At 67.2% G+C, this 22,719-nt stretch carries 23 protein-coding genes and 1 pseudogene; 13 read left to right on the forward strand and 11 right to left on the reverse strand.

Features of this window, described 5'->3' with window-relative positions:
• Positions 1–222 (reverse strand): hypothetical protein, encoded by a 222-nt coding sequence (locus ACN22W_RS31105; protein WP_048246048.1) that lies wholly within the window; start codon positions 220–222, stop codon positions 1–3.
• 249 nt (positions 223–471) lie between these two features.
• Between ACN22W_RS31105 and ACN22W_RS31110 the strand changes: the two genes are divergently transcribed.
• On the forward strand, positions 472–2,148 hold the full coding sequence (locus ACN22W_RS31110) for an alkaline phosphatase family protein (RefSeq protein ID WP_419688350.1): 1,677 nt from the start codon (positions 472–474) through the stop codon (positions 2,146–2,148).
• A gap of 118 nt (positions 2,149–2,266) precedes the next feature.
• Here ACN22W_RS31110 and ACN22W_RS31115 read toward each other — a convergent pair whose 3' ends face one another.
• A complete protein-coding gene (locus ACN22W_RS31115) occupies positions 2,267–3,163 on the reverse strand; it encodes a LysR family transcriptional regulator (RefSeq protein WP_419688351.1) in 897 nt (298 codons plus the stop codon).
• A 162-nt stretch (positions 3,164–3,325) separates the two neighbouring features.
• Here ACN22W_RS31115 and ACN22W_RS31120 point away from each other — a divergent pair, with 162 nt between their 5' ends.
• From ACN22W_RS31120 to ACN22W_RS31145, 6 genes are all read left to right on the forward strand, one after another.
• Positions 3,326–4,177, forward strand: coding sequence for an ABC transporter permease (locus tag ACN22W_RS31120; RefSeq protein ID WP_129515964.1), 852 nt, complete (start codon positions 3,326–3,328; stop codon positions 4,175–4,177).
• Between the two features lie 7 nt (positions 4,178–4,184).
• Positions 4,185–5,216: an ABC transporter ATP-binding protein gene (locus ACN22W_RS31125; protein WP_343495616.1), complete on the forward strand. Its 1,032-nt coding sequence runs from the start codon at positions 4,185–4,187 to the stop codon at positions 5,214–5,216.
• A 34-nt stretch (positions 5,217–5,250) separates the two neighbouring features.
• On the forward strand, positions 5,251–6,339 hold the full coding sequence (locus ACN22W_RS31130) for an extracellular solute-binding protein (RefSeq protein ID WP_412023615.1): 1,089 nt from the start codon (positions 5,251–5,253) through the stop codon (positions 6,337–6,339).
• A 10-nt stretch (positions 6,340–6,349) separates the two neighbouring features.
• Positions 6,350–7,180, forward strand: coding sequence for an ABC transporter permease (locus tag ACN22W_RS31135; protein ID WP_419688352.1), 831 nt, complete (start codon positions 6,350–6,352; stop codon positions 7,178–7,180).
• A gap of 70 nt (positions 7,181–7,250) precedes the next feature.
• Entirely contained in the window at positions 7,251–7,706 is a 456-nt protein-coding gene (locus tag ACN22W_RS31140) for a TIGR00725 family protein (RefSeq protein ID WP_419689859.1), read from the forward strand.
• A gap of 253 nt (positions 7,707–7,959) precedes the next feature.
• A complete protein-coding gene (locus tag ACN22W_RS31145; RefSeq protein ID WP_419688353.1) occupies positions 7,960–8,154 on the forward strand; it encodes a YqaE/Pmp3 family membrane protein in 195 nt (64 codons plus the stop codon).
• Positions 8,155–8,193: 39 nt separating this feature from the next.
• On the opposite strand, the gene ACN22W_RS31150 is transcribed toward ACN22W_RS31145, so the two are convergent.
• Entirely contained in the window at positions 8,194–9,099 is a 906-nt protein-coding gene (locus ACN22W_RS31150; RefSeq protein ID WP_419688354.1) for a LysR substrate-binding domain-containing protein, read from the reverse strand.
• A gap of 176 nt (positions 9,100–9,275) precedes the next feature.
• Here ACN22W_RS31150 and ACN22W_RS31155 point away from each other — a divergent pair, with 176 nt between their 5' ends.
• Entirely contained in the window at positions 9,276–9,875 is a 600-nt protein-coding gene (locus tag ACN22W_RS31155; protein WP_419688355.1) for a hypothetical protein, read from the forward strand.
• A 106-nt stretch (positions 9,876–9,981) separates the two neighbouring features.
• On the opposite strand, the gene ACN22W_RS31160 is transcribed toward ACN22W_RS31155, so the two are convergent.
• From ACN22W_RS31160 to ACN22W_RS31170, 3 genes are read right to left on the reverse strand one after another with little or no spacing between them, the layout of a single operon-like run.
• A complete protein-coding gene (locus tag ACN22W_RS31160) occupies positions 9,982–10,161 on the reverse strand; it encodes a hypothetical protein (protein ID WP_034187692.1) in 180 nt (59 codons plus the stop codon).
• Positions 10,133–11,140 carry a cytochrome d ubiquinol oxidase subunit II gene (gene cydB, locus ACN22W_RS31165; RefSeq protein WP_419688356.1) on the reverse strand — a complete coding sequence of 336 codons (1,008 nt, stop codon included), beginning with the start codon at positions 11,138–11,140 and terminating at the stop codon, positions 10,133–10,135. Before cydB ends, ACN22W_RS31160 begins: the two co-directional genes overlap by 29 nt.
• Positions 11,141–11,169: 29 nt before the next feature.
• A complete protein-coding gene (locus ACN22W_RS31170) occupies positions 11,170–12,582 on the reverse strand; it encodes a cytochrome ubiquinol oxidase subunit I (protein ID WP_193099629.1) in 1,413 nt (470 codons plus the stop codon).
• A 503-nt stretch (positions 12,583–13,085) separates the two neighbouring features.
• On the opposite strand from ACN22W_RS31170, the gene ACN22W_RS31175 reads away from it, so the two are divergent.
• The 3 genes from ACN22W_RS31175 to ltaE all read left to right on the forward strand — a co-directional run bounded on the left by ACN22W_RS31175 (position 13,086) and on the right by ltaE (position 15,148).
• The gene (locus ACN22W_RS31175) at positions 13,086–13,418 is read left to right on the forward strand and encodes a hypothetical protein (protein WP_419688357.1); all 333 of its coding nucleotides are present in this window, start codon (positions 13,086–13,088) and stop codon (positions 13,416–13,418) included.
• Positions 13,419–13,431: 13 nt separating this feature from the next.
• Entirely contained in the window at positions 13,432–13,971 is a 540-nt protein-coding gene (locus ACN22W_RS31180; protein WP_419688358.1) for a hypothetical protein, read from the forward strand.
• Positions 13,972–14,134: 163 nt separating this feature from the next.
• Positions 14,135–15,148 carry a low-specificity L-threonine aldolase gene (gene ltaE / locus ACN22W_RS31185; protein ID WP_129515954.1) on the forward strand — a complete coding sequence of 338 codons (1,014 nt, stop codon included), beginning with the start codon at positions 14,135–14,137 and terminating at the stop codon, positions 15,146–15,148.
• Between the two features lie 32 nt (positions 15,149–15,180).
• On the opposite strand, the gene ACN22W_RS31190 is transcribed toward ltaE, so the two are convergent.
• The 3 genes from ACN22W_RS31190 to ACN22W_RS31200 form a co-directional block, all read right to left on the reverse strand.
• Positions 15,181–16,083 (reverse strand): HTH-type transcriptional regulator ArgP, encoded by a 903-nt coding sequence (locus tag ACN22W_RS31190; RefSeq protein WP_415927176.1) that lies wholly within the window; start codon positions 16,081–16,083, stop codon positions 15,181–15,183.
• Positions 16,084–16,161: 78 nt separating this feature from the next.
• On the reverse strand, positions 16,162–16,419 hold the full coding sequence (locus ACN22W_RS31195; RefSeq protein WP_419688359.1) for a tyrosine-type recombinase/integrase: 258 nt from the start codon (positions 16,417–16,419) through the stop codon (positions 16,162–16,164).
• A gap of 264 nt (positions 16,420–16,683) precedes the next feature.
• On the reverse strand, positions 16,684–17,286 hold the full coding sequence (locus tag ACN22W_RS31200; protein ID WP_412023621.1) for a hypothetical protein: 603 nt from the start codon (positions 17,284–17,286) through the stop codon (positions 16,684–16,686).
• 1,550 nt (positions 17,287–18,836) lie between these two features.
• Between ACN22W_RS31200 and ACN22W_RS31205 the strand changes: the two genes are divergently transcribed.
• On the forward strand, positions 18,837–19,907 hold the full coding sequence (locus ACN22W_RS31205; RefSeq protein ID WP_193099642.1) for a rhodanese-like domain-containing protein: 1,071 nt from the start codon (positions 18,837–18,839) through the stop codon (positions 19,905–19,907).
• A 127-nt stretch (positions 19,908–20,034) separates the two neighbouring features.
• A complete protein-coding gene (locus ACN22W_RS31210; RefSeq protein ID WP_419688360.1) occupies positions 20,035–20,694 on the forward strand; it encodes a glutathione S-transferase family protein in 660 nt (219 codons plus the stop codon).
• 100 nt (positions 20,695–20,794) lie between these two features.
• Here the strand turns inward: ACN22W_RS31210 and ACN22W_RS31215 are convergent, their stop codons facing one another.
• Both ACN22W_RS31215 and ACN22W_RS31220 read right to left on the reverse strand, forming a co-directional pair.
• Entirely contained in the window at positions 20,795–21,487 is a 693-nt protein-coding gene (locus ACN22W_RS31215) for a phosphatase PAP2 family protein (RefSeq protein ID WP_419688361.1), read from the reverse strand.
• 484 nt (positions 21,488–21,971) lie between these two features.
• Positions 21,972–22,630, reverse strand: a pseudogene (locus ACN22W_RS31220) (2-hydroxychromene-2-carboxylate isomerase).
• Between the last annotated feature and the right edge of the window lie 89 nt (positions 22,631–22,719).

Here is a 22,719-nt window from a genome sequence, read left to right on the forward strand (position 1 = left end):
TCAGCGCGCGGCGATCGCCGGTTCGCGCTTGTCCAGCTCCTTCTTCGCGGCCAACGGCAGACGCGCATCATCCCAGTGCGTCAGCCATTCGACTTCCTTCGCCGTGAACACCTGTCCGTAATTGCGCAGCGCGTACTGCAGCGCGTCGACGACGTGATGGCGAATGATTTCGGGGGTGCGTGCATCGTCCAGCACGAACCGGAGAGCTTCCAGGGTCGACATACTCGTGCTCCGGGTCAGGGAAAACCCTTTATCACACGCCAATAGTCGCGGGCCAAGCCGAAAAAAATTCCGGGCGCGCGCCGATGCCTGGCGCGCCAACGCATTGCGACGACTTCATGTCACTTGCGATTGGTTACGTTTGACAGAGAACAGAAAGCCCCGCTTCATCCGACCGCCGCACGATCCGGCGATATTTTGCGCGCCTGATGGCAAGTCACGCAGTTCAACATCAATCGATGAGGTGGGGTGATGATTTCGTTTTTCGGTAAGCAGCGGAAGATGGCCGTGATGGTGGCGGGCGCGCTGGCGCTCGCAAGCATGGGTGCGCACGCGGCGCAGCAGGACGGCGACAGTCAGGGCGAGGACCGTGGCCACGCGAGCCGCGTCGTGAAGCACGTGCTGCTGATCAGCGTCGACGGTCTGCACGAGCAGGATCTCGCGCGCTGCATCGGCGCGAACACGTGTCCGAACATCGCGGTGCTCGCGCAGCACGGCGTGACGTACACGAACGCGTACACGCCCGGCCTGTCGGATTCGTTCCCGGGCCTCGCGGCGCTCGTGACGGGCGGCTCGCCGAAGACGGCCGGCCTGTTCTACGACGTGTCGTATGACCGCAACCTGTATGCGCCGAGCGACACGACGTGTTCGGGCAAGCAGGGCTGGAACGTCGTGTTCGACGAAACCACGGGCATCGACGCCCAGAACGGCGGCGCGCTGATCCACCTGAACGGCGGCGGCGCGTTCAACCCGCAGGCGATCCCGCATGCGCGCGTGGGCGGCCAGTGCGTGCCGGTCTACCCGCACAACTACGTGAAGACCAACACGGTGTTCGAGGCCGTGAAGGCGGGGATCCCGAATGCGCATACGGCGTGGGCCGACAAGCACGCGTGGGGCTACGACTGGCTGAACGGGCCGTCGGGCACCGGCGTCGACGATCTGGCGCGCACCGAGATCAACTCGATCGATCCGGCGACGGGCACGAACTACACGGACGTCTACTCGCATACCGCGCGCTTCGACAACCTCCACGTGCAGGCGCTGATCAACCAGATCGAAGGCCGCGATTCGACGGGCATGAAGAGCGCGCCGGTGCCGACGCTGTTCGGCGCCGACTTCCAGACGCTCAGCGTCGCGCAGAAGGCGACGGTCGCGACGGGCGGCGGTTATCTCGACGCGAACTTCACGCCGAGCGGGCAGGTCGCGAACGCGATCACGTACGTCGACAACTCGATCGGCCATATCGTCGCGGCGCTGAAGCAGGCCAACCTGTACTCGTCGACGGCCGTGATCGTCACGTCGAAGCACGGCCAGTCGCCGACCGATCACACGAAGCTCGTGAAGAACGGCGACACGCTGACGAAGCTGCTCGAAGCGAACAACTACCTCGACCCGAACGGCAACTTCGGCCAGAACAACACGACGACGGGCAACCTGAACGACGGTTCGGGCCTGGTCGGCACGGGCTTCGTGCAGACCGACGACGTCGGCCTGATCTGGCTGCGCGACCGCAACCAGCGCACGGCCGTCGTGCAGACGCTGAAGGCGAACCTGAGCTGCAATGCGCCGGGGATCTGCGCGGACGGCTCGCAGGCGTACATCCTGTACGGCGCGGCGCTCGCCGACCGCTTCGGCGATCCGGCCAACGGCCGCACGCCGGACATCATCGTCCAGCCGAATCCGGGCGTGATCTATACGTCGAGCACGAAGAAGGACGAGGAGCACGGCGGCAACGCGCCGGACGACAGCCACCTCGGCCTGCTCGTGTCGTACCCGGGCATCCATCGCGCGCGTACCGTGAACGATCTGGTCGGCACGAAGCAGGTCGCGCCGACGATCCTCGAACTGCTCGGTGCTGAACCGCGTCTGCTGCATGCGGTCGTGGCCGAGAACACGCGCGTGCTGCCGGGGCTCGGTATCGGGCGCTGATGGAGCGTGCCGGTGGCCGCCTTCGCGGCGGCTTCCGGTACCGGACGCGCGGTGCCGTTCGGCCGATGGCCGGCGGCGCCGCGCTTTTTTTGCATGACGATGCCGGCTACGCCGACGCTCACGCGCTCGCGCACTCGCCGAGCATCCATTCCCTGAAGCGCCGCAACGCGACGCTCGTCTCCAGGCGCTCCGGCGCGTAGCACAGGTAGTGCCCCTGCGCGTCGACGTCGACGGGCGCGTCGAACGGTTCGACGAGCGTGCCGGCCGCGAGATTGTCGGCGATCAGGAAGCGCGGCACGAGCGCGAGTCCGAGCCCGGCCTGCGCGGCCTGGATCAGCACCGAATACTGTTCGAAGCGCGGCCCCGCCAGCGCGTTCATGTGGGCCGCGCGATGGCGCTCCGCCCACATCGACCACGCGATCTCCGCCTGCTCGTGCACGAGCCGCGGCGCGGACACCGCGTCGGCGGGCGCGCGCAGCGCATGCCGTGCCGCGAATTCGCGGGAGCAGACCGGCACGAACGTGCGGCCGTCCAGGTAATCGCACCGGACGCCTTCCCATGCACCGTCGCCATAACGGATCGCCGCGTCGAGCCCGAACGGAAACACGTCGCCGTGCGCCAGATGGCGGCGAAAGCTCAAAGTGACGCCCGGCGCGTCGGCCAGGAAACGCGCGAGCCGCGGCACCAGCCATTTCGTCGTGAAGGTCGGCACGCTCGCGATCGTCAGCAGGTCGCTGTTCTCGCGCGCGCTCAGCAGTTCGATCGACGCGTTGCCGATCTCGCGCAACGGACCGATCACGCGCGCGTGATAGACCTGTCCGGCCCGTGTCAGCGCGAGATTGCGCCCTTCGCGCACGAACAGCTTCACGCCGAACAGCGCCTCGAGATTCGCGATCTGCCGGCTGACCGCGCTCGGCGTCAGCCCCAGCTCGCGGGCCGCATACGAGAAGTTCAGGTACTTCACGGAAGTCGCGAACGCGTGCAGTTCCGCGACGTTCGGAAACAGGTGCTTCATGGCGAACTATTCCTTGCGCGCACAGATCGATGCGGGCGTTGTACGTTTTTTTCATGACGATGCCATGTCGCGTCCGCACACTGCGCCTGTCACGACAAGGTCCGCCGGTCACGTCCGGCGGACCTTGCGCGGCCCGTTCCGTTTCCGTCAGCGAGCCCGTCCATGCATCCGTCAACCGCGCCTGCCGCAGCCGCAGGTGTTCCGATTCGTCGTAACAAACGACCGCGCGCGCTGGCGGGACGCCTGCTGTTGCACGCATTCGTCGCGGCCTTCGCGCTGTACCTCGCGCTGCCGATCGCGCTGCTGCTGATCGGCTCGGTCGGCGGGTCGTGGACGAACACGCTGCTGCCGACCGGCATCACGTCGCACTGGTTCGCGGATCTCGCGGCGAACCGCAGCTTCACGCGGGCATTCGGCGTGAGCCTCGTGGTCGCACTCGCGTGCTGTGCGATCAATGCCGCGCTGGGATTGCCGCTCGCGTATGCGCTGCATCACCGTGCGGTGGCGGGCCGCGGCTTCGCGGCGCGCGTCGTGATGCTGATGCCGATCGCGGTGCCGGCGCTGACGCTCGGCTTCGGCTACATCGCGATCTTCAGCGGCGACACGCTGCCGTGGCTCGGCACGCTGCCGCTGATGGTCGCGGCCCACGCGGTGCTGACGCTGCCTTATCTGCTGCAAACGCTGCTGAGCGACCTGCGCCATCTCGGCCTCGAGCGTCTCGAAGCGTGCGCGGCGACGCTCGGCGCGACGCCGCTGCGCCAGTTCTTCACGATCGTGCTGCCGAACCTGCGGCACAGCCTGTTTTCCGGGCTCGTGATGGTCGCCGCGCTGTCGATCGGCGAATTCCAGATCTCGAACCTGATCGCGGGCTTCCGCTATCGCAACTATCCGATCGTGCTGCTGCAGGCGTTCTACGGCGCGTCGGGGATGGCGTGCGCGGCGACCGTCGTGCTGCTCGTCCTCGCCGTGCTCGCGACGCTTGTGTCCGTCTGCACCGTGCAACGCCTGAAGTGAAACCGTCATGAGCCTCGATTTCGAAAACGTCAGCTTCCAGTATCCGGGCGCCCGTCACGGCGTCGACGCGGTCACGCTGTCCGCGACCCAGGGCGAACTGCTCGCGGTGATGGGCCGCAGCGGCTCCGGCAAATCGACGCTGCTGCGCCTTGCCGCCGGGTTGCTCGACGGTTACGCCGGCCGCATCGCGATCGGCGGCGGCGACATGGCCGGCGTGCCGGTGTGGCGGCGCGAGGTCGGCATGGTGTTCCAGCACTACGCGCTGTTCCCGAACCTGTCGGTCGTCGACAACGTCGGCTACGGGCTGAAGATGCGCGGCGTGGCGGCAGCGCCGCGGCGGCGCCGTGCGCTCGAGATGCTCGAACGCGTCGGCCTCGCGGCGCAGGCCGAGCGCGGCACGGCGATGCTGTCCGGCGGCCAGCAGCAGCGCGTCGCGCTGGCCCGCGCGCTCGTGATCGAACCGAAGCTGCTGCTGCTCGACGAGCCGCTCGCGGCGCTCGATGCCGGGATTCGGCACCAGTTGCGCGACGAGATCCGCGCGCTGCAGCGTGCGTGCGGTGCGACGACGCTGCTCGTCACGCACGACCAGGACGAGGCGCTCAGCATGGCCGATCGCGTGGCGATCGTCGACGGCGGACGCGTGCTGCAGGCCGGCACCCCGCGCGAACTGTACGAGCGTCCGGCGACCGCGCAGGTCGCCCGTTTCGTCGGCCACTCGACGTTGCTGCGCGGCCGCGTGCTCGCGCACGGCACCGTCGACGTGCGCTTCGCGATGCTGCGCGCGGATACGGGCACGCACCGGCCGGGCGATACGGTCGACGTGCTGGTCCGGCCGGAACACCTGCAGCCCGATCCGCCCGAGCAGGCCGCGAACCGCATCGACGGCCGGGTCGGCGAGGTCCGCTATTTCGGCGCGACGCAGCGCTTCGATTTCATGCCGGCGGGCGCGACCGACGCGCTGCTCGGCGAAGGGCGCGAACTGCCCGCGCGCTGCGTGTCGATCGAACCGCGCCATCTGCTCGTGCTGCCCGCCGCGTAAGCGCGTTACCCCATTCATTCAACGGAGAATCACGATGTCTGCACGCCGCCTGTTCCTCCATGCCATGCGCCGCCGCCTGCTGGCGCTCGGTGCGTTCGCGATGCTCGCGCCGGCGCTCGCCCATGCCGCGCCGCTGTACCCCGGCGAGGACGCGCTGTACGAGAAGGCCGCCGACGAAGGGCTCGTCGTATCGTTCGACACGGGCCCGGAATGGGCAAACTGGAAATCGCTGTTCGCCGAATTCCGCAAGCGCTACCCGAAGGTCGAGATCACGTACAACGACATCGGCTCGGCGGCGACGGTCGTCGCGCTCGACAAGTCGCGCCGGCGCCCGCAGGCCGACACCGCGTATTACTTCGCCGCATCGGCGCTCGACGCGACGGCCAAGGACGTCGTCGCGCCGTTCAAGCCGGTCAATTTCGACAAGCTGCCGACGGTGTTCCGCGCGCCGGACGCGCGCTGGTTCGCGGTGCATTCGCTGAACATCGCGTTCCTCGTCAACCGGAAGCTCGTGAAGAACGTGCCGCAGCGCTGGTCCGACCTGCTGAAGCCCGAGTACCGCAACGCGGTCGTCTATCTCGACCCGCGCTCGACCGGGCAGGGGCAGGTCGCGGTGTTCGCGGCCGCCTATGCGAACGGCGGCAGCGTCGACAACCCGAAACCGGGCGCGGATTTCTTCGGCAAGCTGAAGCAGGCGGGCAACGTGTTGCGCGTCGAGGGCACGACGCCGTACGCGAAGTTCGTCAAGGGCGAGATTCCGATCCTGATCGGCTATGAGAACGACGGCCTCAAGGCCAAGTACACGGACGGCATGGGCGACGCGGCCGACGTCGTGATTCCGCAGGACGGCAGCGTGTCGGCGCCGTACGCGATGAGCCTCGTGAAGAACGGCCCGAATCCGGCCGCCGCGCAGTTGTGGCTCAACCTCGTGATGAGCGATGTCGGCCAGGCGCTGTTCGCGCAGGGCTACGTGCGGCCGGCCGTGCCCGGCACGCCGGTCGCGCAGGACGTCGCCGCGAAGCTGCCGAACGCGCCGCAGGTGCGTCCGCTCGACGTCGCGAAGGCCGCGACGCGCAAGGCCGAGGTCGACCAGCTCTGGTCGCAGGCCACGCTCGGCAAATAAGGGGCGCACGATGCGGGTCTCGTCCATGCAGCGCGGCATCCTGCGTCGCTACGGCGCGGTGCCGGCCGCCGCGCTGTTCGCGGTGTGCTTCGCGCTGCCGCTCGCCGCGCTCGTCGGCGCCGCGTTCGACGGCGGCGGCCGTGCTTTCGCCGCGGTATTCGGCGATCCGCTCGTCGCCGACGCGATCGTGCGCTCGGTGGCGCTCGCGATCGCCGCCGGCACGCTGTCCGTCGCGGTCGGCGTGCCGGTCGCGTTCGTGCTGGCCGCGCAGTCGCCGGCGCGGCGCCGCTGGTCGCTCGCGCTGCTCGGCGTGCCGCTGGCGTTTTCCGGTCTCGTGATCGCGTACGGCTTCATTCTCGTGTTCGGCCGCGCCGGTTTCGTGACGATGCTGCTCGCGTCGCTCGGCGCCGATCCGGCCGTGGTCGGCGGCGCGATCTACACCATGCCGGGGCTCGCGTTCGCCTACGCGTACTACCTGATTCCGCGCGTCGCGCTGATGCTTTACCCGGCGCTCGCGAATCTCGACCGGCGGCCGCTCGAGGCGGCGCTGACGCTCGGCGCGCGGCCGTGGCGCGCCTGGTTCGACGTCGCGTGGCGCGAGCTGTGGCCGTCGATCGCGTCGGCCTGGTGCCTCGTCGCCGCGATCGCGCTCGGCACGTACGGCACGGCGCTCGCGCTGGCCGGTACGCAGATCAACATCCTGCCGCTGCTGATGTACCTGAAGCTGTCCGACGGGCAGACCGATTTCTCGCAGGCCGCCGTGCTGTCGATCGTGCTGACGGCGCTCTGCACCTGTGTGCTTGCATTGGGGGAAGGACTTGTACGGCAACGGCATCATTGAATGGTCGAACGACGCGCGCGACGCGCTGGCGCAACTCGCGCAACGGCAGCGTGGCGCGACCCGGCACCGGATGCCGGTCGGCGTGATCGGGCCGCGCGATGCGACGGCGGCCCAGCTTGCAGCGGCCGAACGGATCGCGCACGGGCTCGCGGGGGCGGGCGTCGTTATCGTCGGCGGCGGCAAGCAGGGCGTGATGGAGGCTGCCGCGCGCGGCGCGCACGCGGCGGGCGGATGCGCGATCGGGCTGCTGCCCGAGGACGATGCGCGCGAAGCGAATCCCTATCTGTCGGTTGCGCTGCCGACCGGGCTCGGCATCACGCGCAACGCGCTGATCGCGCGTGCGTCGCTTTGCCTCGTCGCGGTGGGCGGTGGCCTCGGCACGCTGTCCGAAATCGCGCTGGGGCTGCAATGGGGCAAGCCGGTGTTCGCGATTTGCGACGCACCGCAGGTGGCGGGTGTCGAGCGCTTCGACGAAGCGGACGCGCTCGTCGCGCGGGTCGCGCGCTGGCTGTGCGGTCCGGGGTAGGGCGGCGTGCCGGTTGACGCGATGCATGGGTTCGAACGGCATCGGCCGAATGAGCAGGAATCCTCTGCATGACGAAGATCACGGCCGCGCGTTGCGCGGCCGGCGGTCTCTGCGCGGCGGCGCATGCGCAACGTACCGTCACGTTCCATGGCAAGCGGGGCGCGCGTTCGCGGAGCGGGGCTTGAAATGACGCGCACGACGCGCCATATTGGCCGCGTATGCTTCGTTTCAACGAAATCGAAAGGGATTCTCGATGCGCCTTCTGCTTGCCCTGCTGCTGCCCTGGTTCCAGTTTTTCACGATCGGTCGCCCGATCGCCGGGGTCATCTGCCTGATCCTGCAAATCACGATCATCGGCTGGCTGCCGGCCGCGATCTGGTCGGTGTACGCGCTGAGCCAGTACAAGACCGATCGCAAGATCGAAGCGGCGCTGCGCGAGCGGCGCTGACGCAAACGACAACGGGCCACGTTGCCCGCCCGTCGCCGGTTACTGCGGTGGCGGCCCGTCCAGTTCCTCGGCCCGCGCGAACAGCCAGTCGACGAACGTGCGCAGCGACGGATCGTCGTCGTTGCGATACAGGCAATGAAACGGCGGCCCTTCGAGGTGGACCTCGGGAAACAGCGCGACGAGCCGGCCGTTCGCGATGTCGTCGCTGACGACCGCGCGCGGCGCGAGGCACACGCCGAGCCCGCTCGCGGCGGCCTTCACCATCAGAAAGAACTCGCGATAGAACGGCCCGCGCAATGTCTCGGTGACGTCCGAGCCGGCCTGATGGAACCAGTATTGCCACGCCTGCGGCATGCCCGCGAAGTGCAGCAGCGGCGCGTTGCGCAGGTCCGCCGGCACGCGTACCCGTTCGAGCACCGGATGGCCGGGCGCGCACACGGGCACCGCGACGGTCGCGAGCAGCGGGCGCGACATGAAGCCCTTGCGGCGCAGCTCCGGCGTATAGCGGCGGATCACGATGTCGCACGATTCGTCGATCTGGTCGCGTTCGGCGTCGGCGGTCGTGACGAGCTGCACGTCGATCTCCGGATGCGCGGCCTCGAATACGGCCAGTTGCGTGAGCAACCAGCCGTGCGCGAACGACACCGATGCATTGATCCGCACCGGCTGGCCGCCCTCCGGCTCGAACATCTGCCCGGTCGCCTGCGCGAGCCGGCCGAGGCAACTCGCGACGTCGACGAGGTAATGCCGCGCGCGCGGCGTGAGCCGCAGCGAACGCCCGTCGCGTTCGAACAGCTTCTGCCCGAAGAACGATTCGAGCACGCGGATCTGCTGCGCGATCGCGCTCTGGGTCACGTTCAGTTCCTCGGCGGCGAGGGTAAGGCTCTGCAGGCGGCCGGCGGCTTCGAAGCTGCGCAGCGCGTTCAGGGGCGGTAATCGGCGCATCGTGAGATCGCGAAGAAAAGCTAAACAGTGGGTCAAAAAATGTCGTTTGTGGCGGCCCGGGCGTCTCCCTATCATGGCGCCGACAGGAGAATGCCCCGATGACGATCATAGCGCCGCCCGATTGCCGATCAACTGGAATTCGCCACCGCCTTCGCCAACGACGAGCGCGGCGCGCCGTGCTGCCGGCGGCGCGCGGTCGCGGCGCACTGACGCTTGCCTGTGCCGGGTTGTTCGCGGCGCTGACCGGGTGTGCGGCGAAGCCGGACACCGAGCGCCAGATCGGCAGCGGCGGGTCGCTGGTGCGCTACAGCTCGAGCCAGACCGAGGTCGACCTGACGGAGACCGAACAGCAGACGCTGCGCATGTTGAGCGACCGTCGTTATGCGGGCATCTCGCAGGCGCGCGCGCTCGACGCGGTGGCCGGCGTGCTGCGCGCGCAGGGCTACGCGCCGGTGACGGTCGATCGGGACGTGGGGCTGATCGAAGGCGGGCGCAGCGACACGCTGATCCCGAAGTGGCGGCAACTGCTGCGCGGCGCGCTGAAGGCGCGCATCGGCGCGTTGCCCGCGAAGCCGGACCACGAGCGCGTGGCCGCCGTCGTGACGGTCCGCACGGCGCCGGACACGCGCGGTGCGATCGTGCGCGCGCGGTTCGACCGCACGGTGTGGGACAGCAACGGCGATTCGCGCACGAAGACCGTCGTCGAGCCCGCGTACTACCAGACCTTCTTCGGCGACATGGACAAGGCGATGTGCACGACGTCGTGCGAGCGGTGAGTGGCGCGCGTGCGCCGACGCAGGGGAGCGTGGACGGACGGAGGGGGAGGGCTGCCGCCCGGTGACGAACGGAGGGGAGGCCGGGCACCGTGCCCGGCCGAAAGGCTTATTTCACCGCAAACAGCGTCAGGTTCATGAAAATCTTGAACGCATAACCGAGCGTGACGGCGCCGATCACGCCGCCCGCCCACAGCACGACGAACCACATCCAGCCGCGCATCCGCGGCCGTGGTGCCTCGGGCGGGCGGTCGGCGGAATCAGTGGTGGTAGTAATGCTGGTCTTCATGGCGCACCTTGCCTCGGAATACCCAGTAACCCATCGTCGTGTAGGCGATGATGATCGGGAGGATAACCGCTGCGCCGACCAGTGTGAAGGTCTGGCTGGAACGCGGCGCCGCCGCTTCCCAGATCGTCATCGTTTGAGGAATCGCGTACGGGAACAGCGTGACGAGCAGGCCGACGTAGCCGAGCAGCACGAGCGCCAGCGCGAGCACGAACGGCGTCATGTCGTGCCGGTCGCGCACCGCGCGCCGCATCCACACCGCGCACCCGGCGACCAGGAACGGCACCGGCAGCAGGCGCCAGAACAGCCCCGAATCGAACCAGCGCTGCGCGATGGCGGGATCCTGCAGCGGCGTCCACAGGCTGACGACCGCGATGAAGCCGAGCAGCACGATGGTCAGCGGCCACACGACGCGATGCAGCCGGCGCTGCAGGTCGCCTTCGGTCTTCGCGACGAGCCAGCAGCAGCCGAGCAGCGCATAGGTCACGATCAGGCCGAGGCCGGTCAGCAGGCTGAACGGCGTCAGCCAGTCGAACGCGTCGCCCGCGAACACGCCGTCCTTCACGTCGATGCCCTGCAGGAACGCGCCGAGCGCGATCCCCTGAAACAGCGTCGCGCCGGCCGAGCCGCCGATGAACGCGAGATCCCACAGGTGTTTCGTGCGCCGCGCCTTCGCGCGGATCTCGAACGACACGCCGCGGAAGATCAGGCAGACCAGCATGAAGATCAGCGGCAGGTACAGCGCCGACAGCACGGTCGAATAGACGATCGGGAACACCGCGAACAGCCCGGCGCCGCCGAGCACGAGCCACGTCTCGTTGCCGTCCCACACGGGGGCGACCGTGTTCATCATCAGGTCGCGTTCCTTCTCGTCCGGGAAGAACGGGAAGACGATGCCGATGCCGAGGTCGAAGCCGTCGAGCACGACGTACATGAAGAGCCCCAATGCGATGATCGCGGCCCAGATTACGGTGACGTCCATAGGTTTTCTCGTATGCGGATGGGGTGGGCTCAGACGGTCTCGATCAGCTCGTCGACGGCCGACATCGGGCGGCGCGCGGTGTGATCGGGGCGCGTGTCGGGCGTGTCGTCGTGCTTCACGTCGGGCAGCGCGGGGCCGGCCTTCATCAGCTTCAGCATGTAGTACACGCCGGTGCCGAACACGAGGAAGTACACGATCACGAACGTCATCATCGACAGGCTGACCTGCTGCACCGACAGCGGCGACACGGCCTGCGCGGTGCGCATCACGCCATACACGACCCACGGCTGGCGGCCCGCTTCGGTCGTCACCCAGCCCGCGAGCAGCGACACGAAGCCGGTCGGCCCCATCACGAGCACGAAGCGCTGGAACGCCTTCGATTCATACAGGCGGCCGCGGCGGCGCAGCAGCCACGCGAGCGCGGCGAGGCCGATCATCGCGAAGCCGAGGCCGACCATGATCCGGAAGCTCCAGAACACGACCGTCGAGTTCGGGCGGTCTTCGGGCGGGAAATCCTTCAGCCCGCGGATCTCGCCGTCCCAGCTGTGCGTGAGGATCAGGCTGCCGAGGTGCGGCACCTTCAGCGCGTAGTGCGTCGTTTCCGCCTTCATGTCCGGAATGCCGAACAGGTTCAGCGGCGTGCCGCCCTTCTCGGTTTCCCACAGCCCTTCGATCGCGGCGATCTTCGCGGGCTGGTGCTTCAGCGTGTTGATGCCGTGCTGGTCGCCGATCACGGCCTGCAGCGGCGCGAGCACGAGCAGCAGCCACAGCGCCATCGAGAACATCTTCTTCACGCTCTTGTCGCGGCGGCCCTTCAGCAGGTGCCATGCGGCGGTTGCGGCCACGACCAGCGCGGCGACGATGAACGCGGCGATCGCCATGTGGAACAGGCGGTACGGGAACGACGGGTTGAAGATGATCGCGAACCAGTCGGTCGGCACGACGCGGCCGTCGACGATCTCGAAGCCCTGCGGCGTCTGCATCCAGCTGTTCGACGCGAGGATCCAGAACGTCGAGATCAGCGTGCCGATCGCGACCATCAGCGTCGCGCCGAAGTGTGCGCGCGGGCTCACGCGGTTCCAGCCGAACAGCATGATGCCGAGGAAGCCGGCCTCGAGGAAGAACGCGGTCATCACCTCGTACATCAGCAGCGGGCCGGTGACGGCGCCGGCGAAGCTCGAGAAGCCCGACCAGTTGGTACCGAACTGGTAGCTCATCACGACGCCGGAGACGACGCCCATCCCGAACGCGACCGCGAAGATCTTCGACCAGAACAGACAGAGGGTTTTGTAGTACTGCTTGCCGGTCTTGAGCCAGCGATATTCGAGTACGGCGATGAAGCTGGCGAGGCCAATGCTCAGCGCCGGGAAGACGATGTGAAAGGAGACGGTGAACGCGAATTGCAGGCGGGCCAGATCGAGGGCCGAAAGTGCGGTGTCCATACAGTTGACCGAAGCTGACGATACCCGCCGACGGGTGCCGGCGGACCCCGGCGGACAGGCGTCGGGGTTGGCTGGAGTATGTGCCGCGATGTTGCACCGCGAAATGTGCCAACTCGTCGCAGATGTCCAGCCCGCCGCGCGCGATTTCGGGATAAATCGTTGATTCGTATCAAGAAGGCTGTCCGCCGCGCGCGCGGCCGCGGCGCGGCGGTCTGACGCACGTGCGTCAATATGGCGCGTCGCGTCAACGGAACGGATTCGCGTGTGCGGAAGTGGCGCGCCGGGCGGCCGGCGCGCGGCGCCAGGTGCGGCCGATCCGTTTCGTTGCGTTAGCCGCGTAATGCGGACGACCGCGCGGAAGGGGCGTCGCGGGTGGGGTCTGTCACATTGGTAACGTCGCGCAACATTCGCGTGTTCGCCGGTAATGGATGCCGCATCGCGCGCGGCGTAGCGTGCGGGGTATCGGGTTCGCATCGGCGAACCGGCCTGTCGGAGAACGTGACGTGAATGGATTGAAGCTCGCGCTGGGCGCGGCAGCCGCGGCGGCGCTCGCGACGGGCGGCGTGGCGCATGCCGCCCGGGTCGGGGTCTATGTCGGCCCCGGCTTCGGCTACCCGTATTACTACCCTGTCGTTCCCGCGCCTTACTACTACCCGCCGCCCGTCGTCGCGGTGCCGGTCGATCCGCCTCCGCCGCCCGAGTACGTCGAGAAGGGGCAACCGCAGGACAACGGCGACGCGAACCTCTGGTACTACTGCGACGCGTCGAGGCATTACTACCCGTACGTAAAGACCTGCAAGTCGGGCTGGCGATCGGTGCCGGCGCGGCCGCAGTGACGGAGGCGCGACGATGAAATCCGCATTTCGATTCGTGCGCATGCCGGCCGCGCTGGCGCTGGCCGGCCTCCTTGGCGCATGCGCATACATGCCGACCGGGCCGAGCGTGATGGCGCTGCCCGGCACCGGCAAGTCGTTCGACCAGTTCCGCGCCGACGACGGAAGCTGCCGCCAGTACGCATTCCAGCAATCGGGCGGCGTGAGCGCCGGGCAGGCCGCGACCGCGAGCGCGGTCGGCAGCGCGGCCGTCGGCACCGCGCTGGGTGCCGCGGCCGGCGCCGCGTTCAACGGCGGTACCGGTGCGGCCGTCGGCGCCGGTGCGGGGCTGCTCGCGGGCAGCGTCGTCGGCGCGGGCGCCGCGCAGGGCTCGGCCTACGACATCCAGCGCCGCTACGACTACGCGTACCTGCAGTGCATGTATGCGACGGGCAACCGGGTGCCGGTGCCGGGCGGGATGAGCGGCGGCGGTGGCGGCGGATATGGCGGGGGCGCGCCGCGCGCGGCGCCGCCGATGCCTCCGGCGGGTGTCCAACCGCCGCCGCCGCGGTATTGACGGCGGCGTTCGCCGGGGGCGCCGGCGTGGGCGTACCGCACGCGCCGGGGCGCGATCGACGATCGACCGTGGGCAGGCGCTGCGTGAATTGCGTACACTTTGAGTCTCGTTTCGGCAGGGCCGGGCGCATCGGTTCCGGTCCGCGTTTACTCAGGGCACAGCGATGATCGATTTACGCAGCGATACCGTGACACGTCCCAGCCAGGCCATGCTGGCCGCGATGACTGCCGCCGAAGTCGGCGACGACGTGTGGGGCGACGACCCGACCGTGCTGCGCCTGCAGTCGGTCACGGCCGAGCGCGCGGGCAAGGAAGCAGGCCTGTTCTTCCCGAGCGGCACGCAGAGCAACCTGGCCGCACTGATGGCCCATTGCGAGCGCGGCGACGAATACATCGTCGGCCAGCTCGCGCACACCTACAAGTACGAAGGCGGCGGCGCGGCCGTGCTGGGCAGCATCCAGCCGCAGCCGATCGAGAACGCGCCGGACGGCACGCTGCCGCTCGCGAAGATCGCCGCGGCGATCAAGCCGATCGACAATCACTTTGCCCGCACGCGCCTGCTCGCGCTCGAGAATACGATCGGCGGCCAGGTCTTGCCGGAAGCTTATGTCGAGGAAGCCGTCGCGTTCGCGCGCAGCCGCGGGCTGTCCGCGCACCTCGACGGCGCGCGCGTGTGCAACGCGGCCGTCGCATCGGGCCGTCCGATCGCCGAGCTGTGCGCGCCGTTCGACAGCGTGTCGATCTGCTTCTCGAAAGGGCTCGGCGCACCGGTCGGCTCGGTGCTGGTCGGCAGCCCTGCGTTGATCGAGCGCGCGGCGCGCTGGCGCAAGGTGCTCGGTGGCGGGATGCGGCAGTCGGGCATTCTCGCGGCGGCGTGCCTGTATGCGCTCGACCACAACGTCGAGCGGCTCGCGGACGATCACGCGAATGCCGCGCATCTCGCGGCAGGCCTCGCGCGCATCGAAGGCGTGAAGGTGATGTCGCATGCGACGAACATGGTGTTCGCGCAATTCCCCGAAGCCGATTGCGCGCCGCTCGAGGCGTGGCTCAAGGCGCGCGGGATCCTCACGCAGATGCTGTACGCGTCGCGCTTCGTCACCCACTGCGACGTGTCGCGCGCGGACATCGACACGTTCCTCGACGCGGTTGGCGCGTATTTCTCGCAGCGTCGCGCGTAACGGCCGCGGGCCGGGCCCGTCACCGGCTCATGTCATTTCGGCAGCGGTGCGAGCAACCGGCGCGCCGCTTCGACGACCCGCGCGGACAGTGACGCCATCGTCGGCGACTGCACGGTCCATGCGTGCCAGTACAGCGTGACGTCGGTTGGATGCGCGGGCGCGAGATCGACGAGCCCCTGCGCGTCGAGCGGCGCGGTGCCGATCAGCGGCTCCGGCACCATCGCGTAACCGAGCCCGTGCCGCACCGCCGCAAAATGCGAATGGGTGCCCGGCACGTAGTGGCACGGGTAGGCGCCTTCGGGCAATCCGAACTTCTCCTTCAGGAACGACGACTGCAGCGTATCGCGCCGCGAATACGCGACGACGGGCGCCTTGCGCGCGCTCGTGCGGTTCAGCCCGCGCGGAAACCAGCGCACCGCGAACGCGGCGGCCGCGAGCAGCCGGTAGCGCATCGTGCCGAGCGGCGTCGCGATGCAGCCGCGCATCGGCTTCGGCTCGGTCGTCACGCAACCCACGGCCATCCCGCTTTCGAGCAGCGCGAACGTGTGGTCCTGGTCCTCGACGATCAGCTCGAACAGGATGCGCTCGCCCGCGAGCACGGAGGTCAGCGCGGGCAGGAACCACGTGCCGAGGCTGTCGGCGTTCAGAGCGATCGTCACGGAGATCGGCGATGCGCGCTCGGTCGCGAGCGTGCTTTGCAGGTCGGCCTGCAGCAGCGCGACGCGGCGCAGGTGCTGCAGCACGCGCTGCCCGGCCACCGTCGGGCGGCACGGGCGCGTGCGCAGTACGAGCGGCGTGCCGAGGCTCGCTTCCAGCGCACGGACCCGCTGCGTGACGGCGGACGCGGTCACGTGCAGGCGCACGGCCGCCTGCTCGAAGCTGCCGGTGTCGGCGACGGCCAGCAGCGCGGCGGCCTGCTTCGGATCGATCGTCAGCGACATGGATCAGGAGGACTGAGACAGATTGTGATGTTCAAAACGATGAAGCCCTGCTAGTCATGGCGTTGCGGCCGATTATGACGCGTGGCGATCGATTGTGACATCGAAATCGGTCCCGCCTTGGGACCAAACCGCGACTGATTCCGCAGGTTGTGCCGGATGGTCTGGTGCAAGGTGCGCATACCGGAGAACCAAGTCGTCACTCGACCATCCACCCGGTTCCTTCGGTTGCTCAAGCGGTGTGCCGCTCTGAACGTGCCAGCTGGCCCAAATGTGCCGCACTTCGTGGAATCGAAAATTCTCGACGTTCCCCGCGCACATGCGGCGAGCCATTGCTCTCGATCTCACGACGTGATCCGCTTGCCGTATCGGATCAAAACGCCACAAAACTCGCTCTGGATCTGGTCCGGAAAACCCAAGCGGATCAACCGAGGCCGTTCCACAAGATTGAAATGACCCGCAGAAATCAGGCAGGTCACTCCGGCAAGTGCTCGCGTGCGCCCGAAAATTCGGGATCCGACGCTGGCCAAAGCGCGGAATGTGCGACGACAGGATGCGCACTGCCGCGAGCAGTGCGCATCCCTCGGGTGTCGGCGCTCAATAGGCCGCCACCTTTTCAGTATTCCGTCGTTCAACGGGCGCCCTGGATTTCGCCACTGCCGTGATAAGCAACATGGTGGCGATTCCACCCGCAATCAGTGCCGGGTAAGCCGCCAGGATCTGGATCAACGAATACTTCCAGCTCAACGGGCGACCGACGCCAAGCATTGCCGCGTAGAACCACGAAACGGCGGAAATCACGCCCGCGAAAATGGCAACCATGCGTCGTTCGAAGGAAAGCTTCAGCAAGGATCCCGCTTTCTGCATTGCCGGGAGGACCGCGGAGTGCAAAGCGATACCGTTGAAGGTCAGCAAGGCGACGATGCCTATCTTGGCCTGCAGCTTGGGATTGCCGAGATACCCGAGACCTTGAGTCCGCATATCGAACGCAATGATCGCGATACCGGTGATCCAAAGCACCGTCAGCGCCAACGTGACGGTGCGCTGCAGGCTGGCCAGGTGGACCTGGGCAGAATCGGTAGGTGCGTCAGAATCCAAAAGTTGCCTGACCATGGCAATGTCGCTGGTCAGCACGAGACCAATCGCGACACAGCAGGCTATGAGATGAACAAAGACGATTCCCATTCGTACGAATTCCATTTTCTGTCCTCTTTCGGCGCATTGCGCAAAGTTAAGTCGTACCGTCGAAAATCTGGGTGAATCCCGGCGATACGTTCAGGAGTACGATGCAAATATCAAAATTCGATCGTGGATTCCACTATCAAGCTGGCTCCAGTTCGGCATGACATGAACAACTCGGCGAGCCCACTACGGCGCGTCGGGTTCCAACGGGCTGTACGTAGTCGAATCGATACCCATTGCGAGTTCGACCGCTTGATCAAGCCCGCACAGCGCGCAGACTTGTAGTGTCGGATGGCTGGCCACCCAGGTATCCGGCATGTTGCGATTTGTAGAATGAAACGTCGCCCGACTGCCGGATGCTGCTGGGCGACCGGCGAAATTTAAAACAGCACGCCCTGACGAATCAACTCGACTTGTTACGAAATGCAAAGAGCGTAACGAGCGAGAAATGGGGTGGGAGAAGGGTCCGACCCGGGCGCGAATTCCGCCAAGCTGGAGTATGCAGAATTGTTCTGACTTGGATTCGGGCACTGATTGATGGGTCGCTTCCTTTTACATTTGATCGGTAAATACTAACGGGGTCGCAGTTCACAATGCACGTTGCGAAAATTTCATATGTGGAATAGAGAAATTTCGGCCACTCGAAATAATATCGAATATCGATATTTTCAGACGAAACGCCGACAGCATCGGGCATTGATGCACCGACTGGTACCTGAAAATCTGCGCGGTTTGCCGAGCGATATCGCGCCTCCTCCTTCGCGTCACGCCGCTTTGCCGGGTTGAGCGTCGGAACTACCGGTACTGGTGGAAATGAAGAAAATGCCCGAGTCGAAACGGCCAAAATCGGATGCCCCGGATTTTTTTGGGTATGGTTCGGCAAGTGATTGAAAAAAACAGAACAAGAAATCGAAGTGGATCGTGCGGTCGATTGGAAGAAGATCGCTGACGACTGGCAACAGGTGAAAATTGCAGACGTCAAAAAATGCAAAACACTCTGATCGCCCGAAGTCAAGCCAACGATTTGTGGATAAATTCGATAAAAATCGAGAGATCCCGCCGGATCCGGATTTGTCGTTGATGGCGGCTGAAGAAGTCGAGCTTCATTCGCGACGAGCCGATCCTTGGTCCCTTGTTCACACGTCTTTGTCCGTGATCGATCGTCAGCGACACGTCGACGGAATTCCTGTGAACGGGGACGAGAACAGGCCGTAGTACAAGGCAGAGCACGCCACCGTCCGGGCCCGGCGAACCGTCCCGCCGCGCGACATTCGTCATCGGAATCGGTTGCCGTGTATGGGACGCCGGCGGCGTGTGCATTTTGATCTACGCTATATGGATGTGTGAAACGCAGCAGGCACGATGCCGGTTGCCCGGCGGCGATGTCATCATGCCGACGTCGATGCCGGACGTCGATGCGCAGCAGACGCAGCCGTGAACGTCCGGATCATGCGGCGCGGCCGGCATACGAACGGGGCGGCACTCGCACCCACTTGCACGCGCGTCGGCGACGCACGGCACGTGGGCCGTACACCATCCACCTGAACAGGCGACGGAGCAATTTCGCGATGATCTTCCGGCAACTTTTCGACCCGCAATCGTCAACCTACACCTATCTGCTCGCCGACCGCGGGTCGCGCGAAGCGCTGCTGATCGATCCCGTGTTCGAGCAGGTGCGCCGCGACGTGGCGCTGCTCGACGAGCTCGGGCTGCGGCTCGTCGCGACCGTCGACACGCACGTGCACGCCGATCACGTGACGGGCGCGTGGCTGCTGAAGCAGCGCACGGGCAGCGCGATCGCGATCTCGGCCGCGAGCGGCGCGCAGGGTGCCGACCGCTACCTGAACGACGGCGACCGCTGCACCTTCGGCGCGCGCTACGTGACCGTGCGCACGACGCCCGGCCACACGAGCGGCTGCATCAGCCTCGTGCTCGACGACGAATCGATGGCGTTCACCGGCGATTGCCTGCTGATCCGCGGCACGGGCCGCACCGACTTCCAGCAGGGCGACCCGCGCGCGCTGTATCGTGCGGTGCACGGCCGGCTCTTCACGCTGCCGGCCGCGTGCCTGCTGTATCCGGCGCACGACTATCGCGGGCTCACGGTGACGAGCGTCGGCGAGGAGCGGCGTTTCAATCCGCGGCTCGGCGGCGATCTCAGCGAAGACGATTTCGCCGGCTACATGCACAACCTCGGCCTCGCGCACCCGCGCCAGATCGACGTCGCGGTGCCGGCGAACCTGCAATGCGGCGTCGCCGCGAACGCACCCGAAGCGCAGGCGGCGCCCGACTGGGCGCCGCTCGTCTACACGTTCGCCGGCTTCTGGGAAATCGATCCGCAATGGCTCGAGGATCATCTGCAGGCTGTGCAGGTCGTCGACGTGCGCGAACCGGACGAATTCACGGGCCCGCTCGGCCACCTGCCCGGCGCGACGCCGATCCCGCTCGGCGAACTGGCCGCGCGCGCCGGCGAGATCGCGCGCGACCGGCCGGTCGTGACCGTGTGCCGGGCCGGCGGACGGTCCGCGCAAGCGAACGTGATCCTGCTGAAGGCCGGCTTCGACGCGGTCGCGAACCTCGGCGGCGGGATGCTGCGCTGGCGCGCGGAAGGGCGCGTCGTGATGGACGGCCGGTCGTAGCGGCCCGAGGTTGCGCGACAAAAAAAATCCGGACCGATGTCGAAACGGCCCGGCGCCGTTCGTCGTCAAGGTATCCGTTCATAGGGTGCCGCATGGCGCGGCGCCGAAACCCCTGAGAGGTCACGCGATGATGCCGACGCTTTACGCCCATCCCTTTTCGTCCTACTGCCAGAAGGTGCTGACCGCGTTGTACGAGAACGGCACGCCGTTCGAGTATCGCCTGCTCGCGCACGACGATCCGAAGCCGATGCAGGAACTGACCGCGCTGTGGCCGCTGAAGCGCTTTCCGGTGCTCGTCGATGCGGGCCGCACCGTGGTCGAGGCGTCGATCATCATCGAGTATCTCGGCCTGAACCATCCGGGCCCCGTGCGTCTGCTGCCCGACGATCCGCTCGCCGCGCTCGAGGTGCGGATGATGGATCGTTTCTTCGACAACTACGTGTCGACGCCGCAGCAGAAGGTCGTGCACGACGCGCTGCGCCGGGAAGCCGAGCGCGATGCACGCGGCGTCGCCGATGCGCGCGCGATGCTCGACACGTCGTATGCGTGGCTGGACAAGAAGATGGCCGATCGCGAATGGGCGGCCGGCGACCGCTTCAGCCTCGCCGATTGCGGCGCGGCGCCGTTCCTGTTCTACGCGGACTGGACCCACCGGATCGATCCGTCGTTCGCGAACGTGATTGCGTATCGCAAGCGTCTGCTGGCGCGGCCGTCGTTCGCGCGCGCGGTCGACGAGGCGCGGCCGTTTCGCTCGTTCTTTCCGCTCGGCGCGCCGGATCGAGACTGACATGCGCGGCCGTCGCGCGGCGTGCCGCGGCCGCGCATGGCCGGCAGCGCGAGCCCGGCCGACGGAAGGACAGTAACGGCAGCATCGCGGCGCCCGTCCGTCACATCGTGTGCGTGGCCGACTGCGCGAGCGTCAGCAGTTCGTCGAACTGCGTGATCAACTCGAAGCACAGCAGGAACGCGAGCGTATAGGCCGGCGCGGGGAAGCGCCGGATCATCTCCAGCACCTGCGGCGCGAAGCGCGACCGGACCGCGTCGCGCGTCAGCAGCCAGGCGATCGCGATGCCGATCGCGGCGCCCGCGATCAGGTCGGTCGGGTAGTGAAAGCCGAGATACGCGCGCGGCAGGCAAATGAATACGGCCGAATAAAGCAGCGCGAACACGCCGGCGCGGCGCGCGATGATGAAGATGCCGGTCGCGATCGCCATCCACAGCATCGCGTGATCGCTCGGAAACGAACTCCATGCCTGCAACGTCGCCGCGCGCAGCCCAGCCGACGGAAACTGCAGGTGCAGGTCGGGGTTGTAGATCGGCCGCACGCGGAACGGCAGCACCTGCGCGAGCAGCCGGCCGATCGCGAGCGCGACGAGTCCGCTCGCGATCGTCGCGACGACCAGCTCGCGTTGCCGCTCGCGGTTCGGGCCCGGCTGGAACCACAGCCAGCACAGCACGGGAACGAGCACGAAGCCCTTGAACGTGTACAGGCCCGCGACCACGCGGATCGCATGATTCATCAGCGGGCCGAACGTCACGTGGGTGAGGAAGATCTGGATCGTGGTGTCGAAATGGTTCATGTTCTGCGACCCCGACGGATGCGCAGCGCAAGACATGCGGCCGGCAGGATCTGAAAGCGCGCTCGCACCGGAGCGCAACGGGGGGCAAGTATGTCACCCGTTATTTCGAAGAAAATCCGAAAAAATACCGGGAATCCCCTGATAAAACGGGGCTGCGTGGCGGGGCCGGATGGGAGCGCGCCGTGCGGCGCGGCAGGGTCGAATCGTCCGACGTTTGCGTGCGCATTGGCACGGCCGCCGGAAAAATATTTGGTTCAACTGGACAATTCGGCGGGCCGGTGCGGACCTTGCGCCGGATGCACGAATGCGGGTTGCCGACCGCGCGAATCTGCCGGGCCGCGCAGCGCGATGCGTGCGCCGATCGAAAATAAAAGAAAAGGCGGGCAAGCCCTGTGAGCCTGCCCGTTTTGCGTGCGCGACGCGTTCGTGCGGTTCGTCGCGCCGATGCGCGAGGCCGCGCCGACGCGTGTCGAAGGCCGCGCGGTCAGCCGCGCCGGATCCCTTCGGGCAGCGCGCTGATGCGGCGCACCTCGGGCGAGTCGAGCCACGCGCGCGACGCGGCGCAGTCGGCGAACATGTCGGTCGCATCCTCGCCCCAGAACAGGTCGCCGTCGAGTTCGAAGGTCGGCACGCCGAATACGCCGTGCGCGATCGCTTGATCCGTGTTCGCGCGCAGTGCGTCCTTCACCGGCTGTGCTTCGACGGCCGTCACGCCTTCCGGAAAACCGACGGCTTCGCACAGCGCGGCGAAGCCTTCCGGCGTCGACACGTCCTGGCCGTCGCGCCAGATATGCCGGAAGATCCGCCGGATCGCATCGGGCGTACTGCCCATCGCGATCGCGAGGCGCAGCGGCTTGATCGGGTTGAACGGGTGCGCGGGCGGCATCCGGAACGCAATGCCGAGCTTGTCAGCGCGGTATTGCGCGTGGCGATAGGTGAAGACGCGTTTCGCCGCGATCTCGGCCGGCGCTTTCTGGCCCCAGTGCGTGAGCAGCGCGCCGAGCACGATCGGCCGCGCGTCGAACGCGGCCGCGGGCGGCAACCGGTCGAACTGTTCCTGCTGCAGGTACGCGAACGGCGAAACGAAATCGAAATACCAGGTGGCGGTGCGCGCGGCGTTCATGGCGGATGCCCCTCATGCATGTCGGGTTGGCGGTTGCGCGCAGGGTGCGCCCACGGGCGGCGCGCGATGCGTGCATCGGCGGCCAGTGTCGCATGCGGCCGCCTTTCGC

Origin of the sequence: Burkholderia theae (assembly GCF_048565265.1) — a bacterium.
GTDB lineage: Bacteria > Pseudomonadota > Gammaproteobacteria > Burkholderiales > Burkholderiaceae > Burkholderia > Burkholderia theae.

What these genes read in the sequence shown, in the direction of transcription:
- ACN22W_RS31210 (WP_419688360.1), top strand. Translation starts at nt 20,035, where the DNA reads ATGATGCCGACGCTTTACGCCCATCCCTTTTCGTCCTACTGCCAGAAG.
- cydB (WP_419688356.1), bottom strand. Translation starts at nt 11,140, where the DNA reads ATGGACGTCACCGTAATCTGGGCCGCGATCATCGCATTGGGGCTCTTC.
- ACN22W_RS31170 (WP_193099629.1), bottom strand. Translation starts at nt 12,582, where the DNA reads ATGGACACCGCACTTTCGGCCCTCGATCTGGCCCGCCTGCAATTCGCG.
- ACN22W_RS31150 (WP_419688354.1), bottom strand. Translation starts at nt 9,099, where the DNA reads ATGCGCCGATTACCGCCCCTGAACGCGCTGCGCAGCTTCGAAGCCGCC.
- ACN22W_RS31145 (WP_419688353.1), top strand. Translation starts at nt 7,960, where the DNA reads ATGCGCCTTCTGCTTGCCCTGCTGCTGCCCTGGTTCCAGTTTTTCACG.
- ACN22W_RS31105 (WP_048246048.1), bottom strand. Translation starts at nt 222, where the DNA reads ATGTCGACCCTGGAAGCTCTCCGGTTCGTGCTGGACGATGCACGCACC.
- ACN22W_RS31180 (WP_419688358.1), top strand. Translation starts at nt 13,432, where the DNA reads ATGAAATCCGCATTTCGATTCGTGCGCATGCCGGCCGCGCTGGCGCTG.
- ACN22W_RS31110 (WP_419688350.1), top strand. Translation starts at nt 472, where the DNA reads ATGATTTCGTTTTTCGGTAAGCAGCGGAAGATGGCCGTGATGGTGGCG.
- ACN22W_RS31215 (WP_419688361.1), bottom strand. Translation starts at nt 21,487, where the DNA reads ATGAACCATTTCGACACCACGATCCAGATCTTCCTCACCCACGTGACG.
- ACN22W_RS31195 (WP_419688359.1), bottom strand. Translation starts at nt 16,419, where the DNA reads ATGGCTCGCCGCATGTGCGCGGGGAACGTCGAGAATTTTCGATTCCAC.
- ACN22W_RS31125 (WP_343495616.1), top strand. Translation starts at nt 4,185, where the DNA reads ATGAGCCTCGATTTCGAAAACGTCAGCTTCCAGTATCCGGGCGCCCGT.
- ACN22W_RS31120 (WP_129515964.1), top strand. Translation starts at nt 3,326, where the DNA reads ATGCATCCGTCAACCGCGCCTGCCGCAGCCGCAGGTGTTCCGATTCGT.
- ltaE (WP_129515954.1), top strand. Translation starts at nt 14,135, where the DNA reads ATGATCGATTTACGCAGCGATACCGTGACACGTCCCAGCCAGGCCATG.
- ACN22W_RS31135 (WP_419688352.1), top strand. Translation starts at nt 6,350, where the DNA reads ATGCGGGTCTCGTCCATGCAGCGCGGCATCCTGCGTCGCTACGGCGCG.
- ACN22W_RS31140 (WP_419689859.1), top strand. Translation starts at nt 7,251, where the DNA reads ATGCCGGTCGGCGTGATCGGGCCGCGCGATGCGACGGCGGCCCAGCTT.
- ACN22W_RS31115 (WP_419688351.1), bottom strand. Translation starts at nt 3,163, where the DNA reads ATGAAGCACCTGTTTCCGAACGTCGCGGAACTGCACGCGTTCGCGACT.
- ACN22W_RS31160 (WP_034187692.1), bottom strand. Translation starts at nt 10,161, where the DNA reads ATGAAGACCAGCATTACTACCACCACTGATTCCGCCGACCGCCCGCCC.
- ACN22W_RS31130 (WP_412023615.1), top strand. Translation starts at nt 5,251, where the DNA reads ATGTCTGCACGCCGCCTGTTCCTCCATGCCATGCGCCGCCGCCTGCTG.
- ACN22W_RS31200 (WP_412023621.1), bottom strand. Translation starts at nt 17,286, where the DNA reads ATGGAATTCGTACGAATGGGAATCGTCTTTGTTCATCTCATAGCCTGC.
- ACN22W_RS31205 (WP_193099642.1), top strand. Translation starts at nt 18,837, where the DNA reads ATGATCTTCCGGCAACTTTTCGACCCGCAATCGTCAACCTACACCTAT.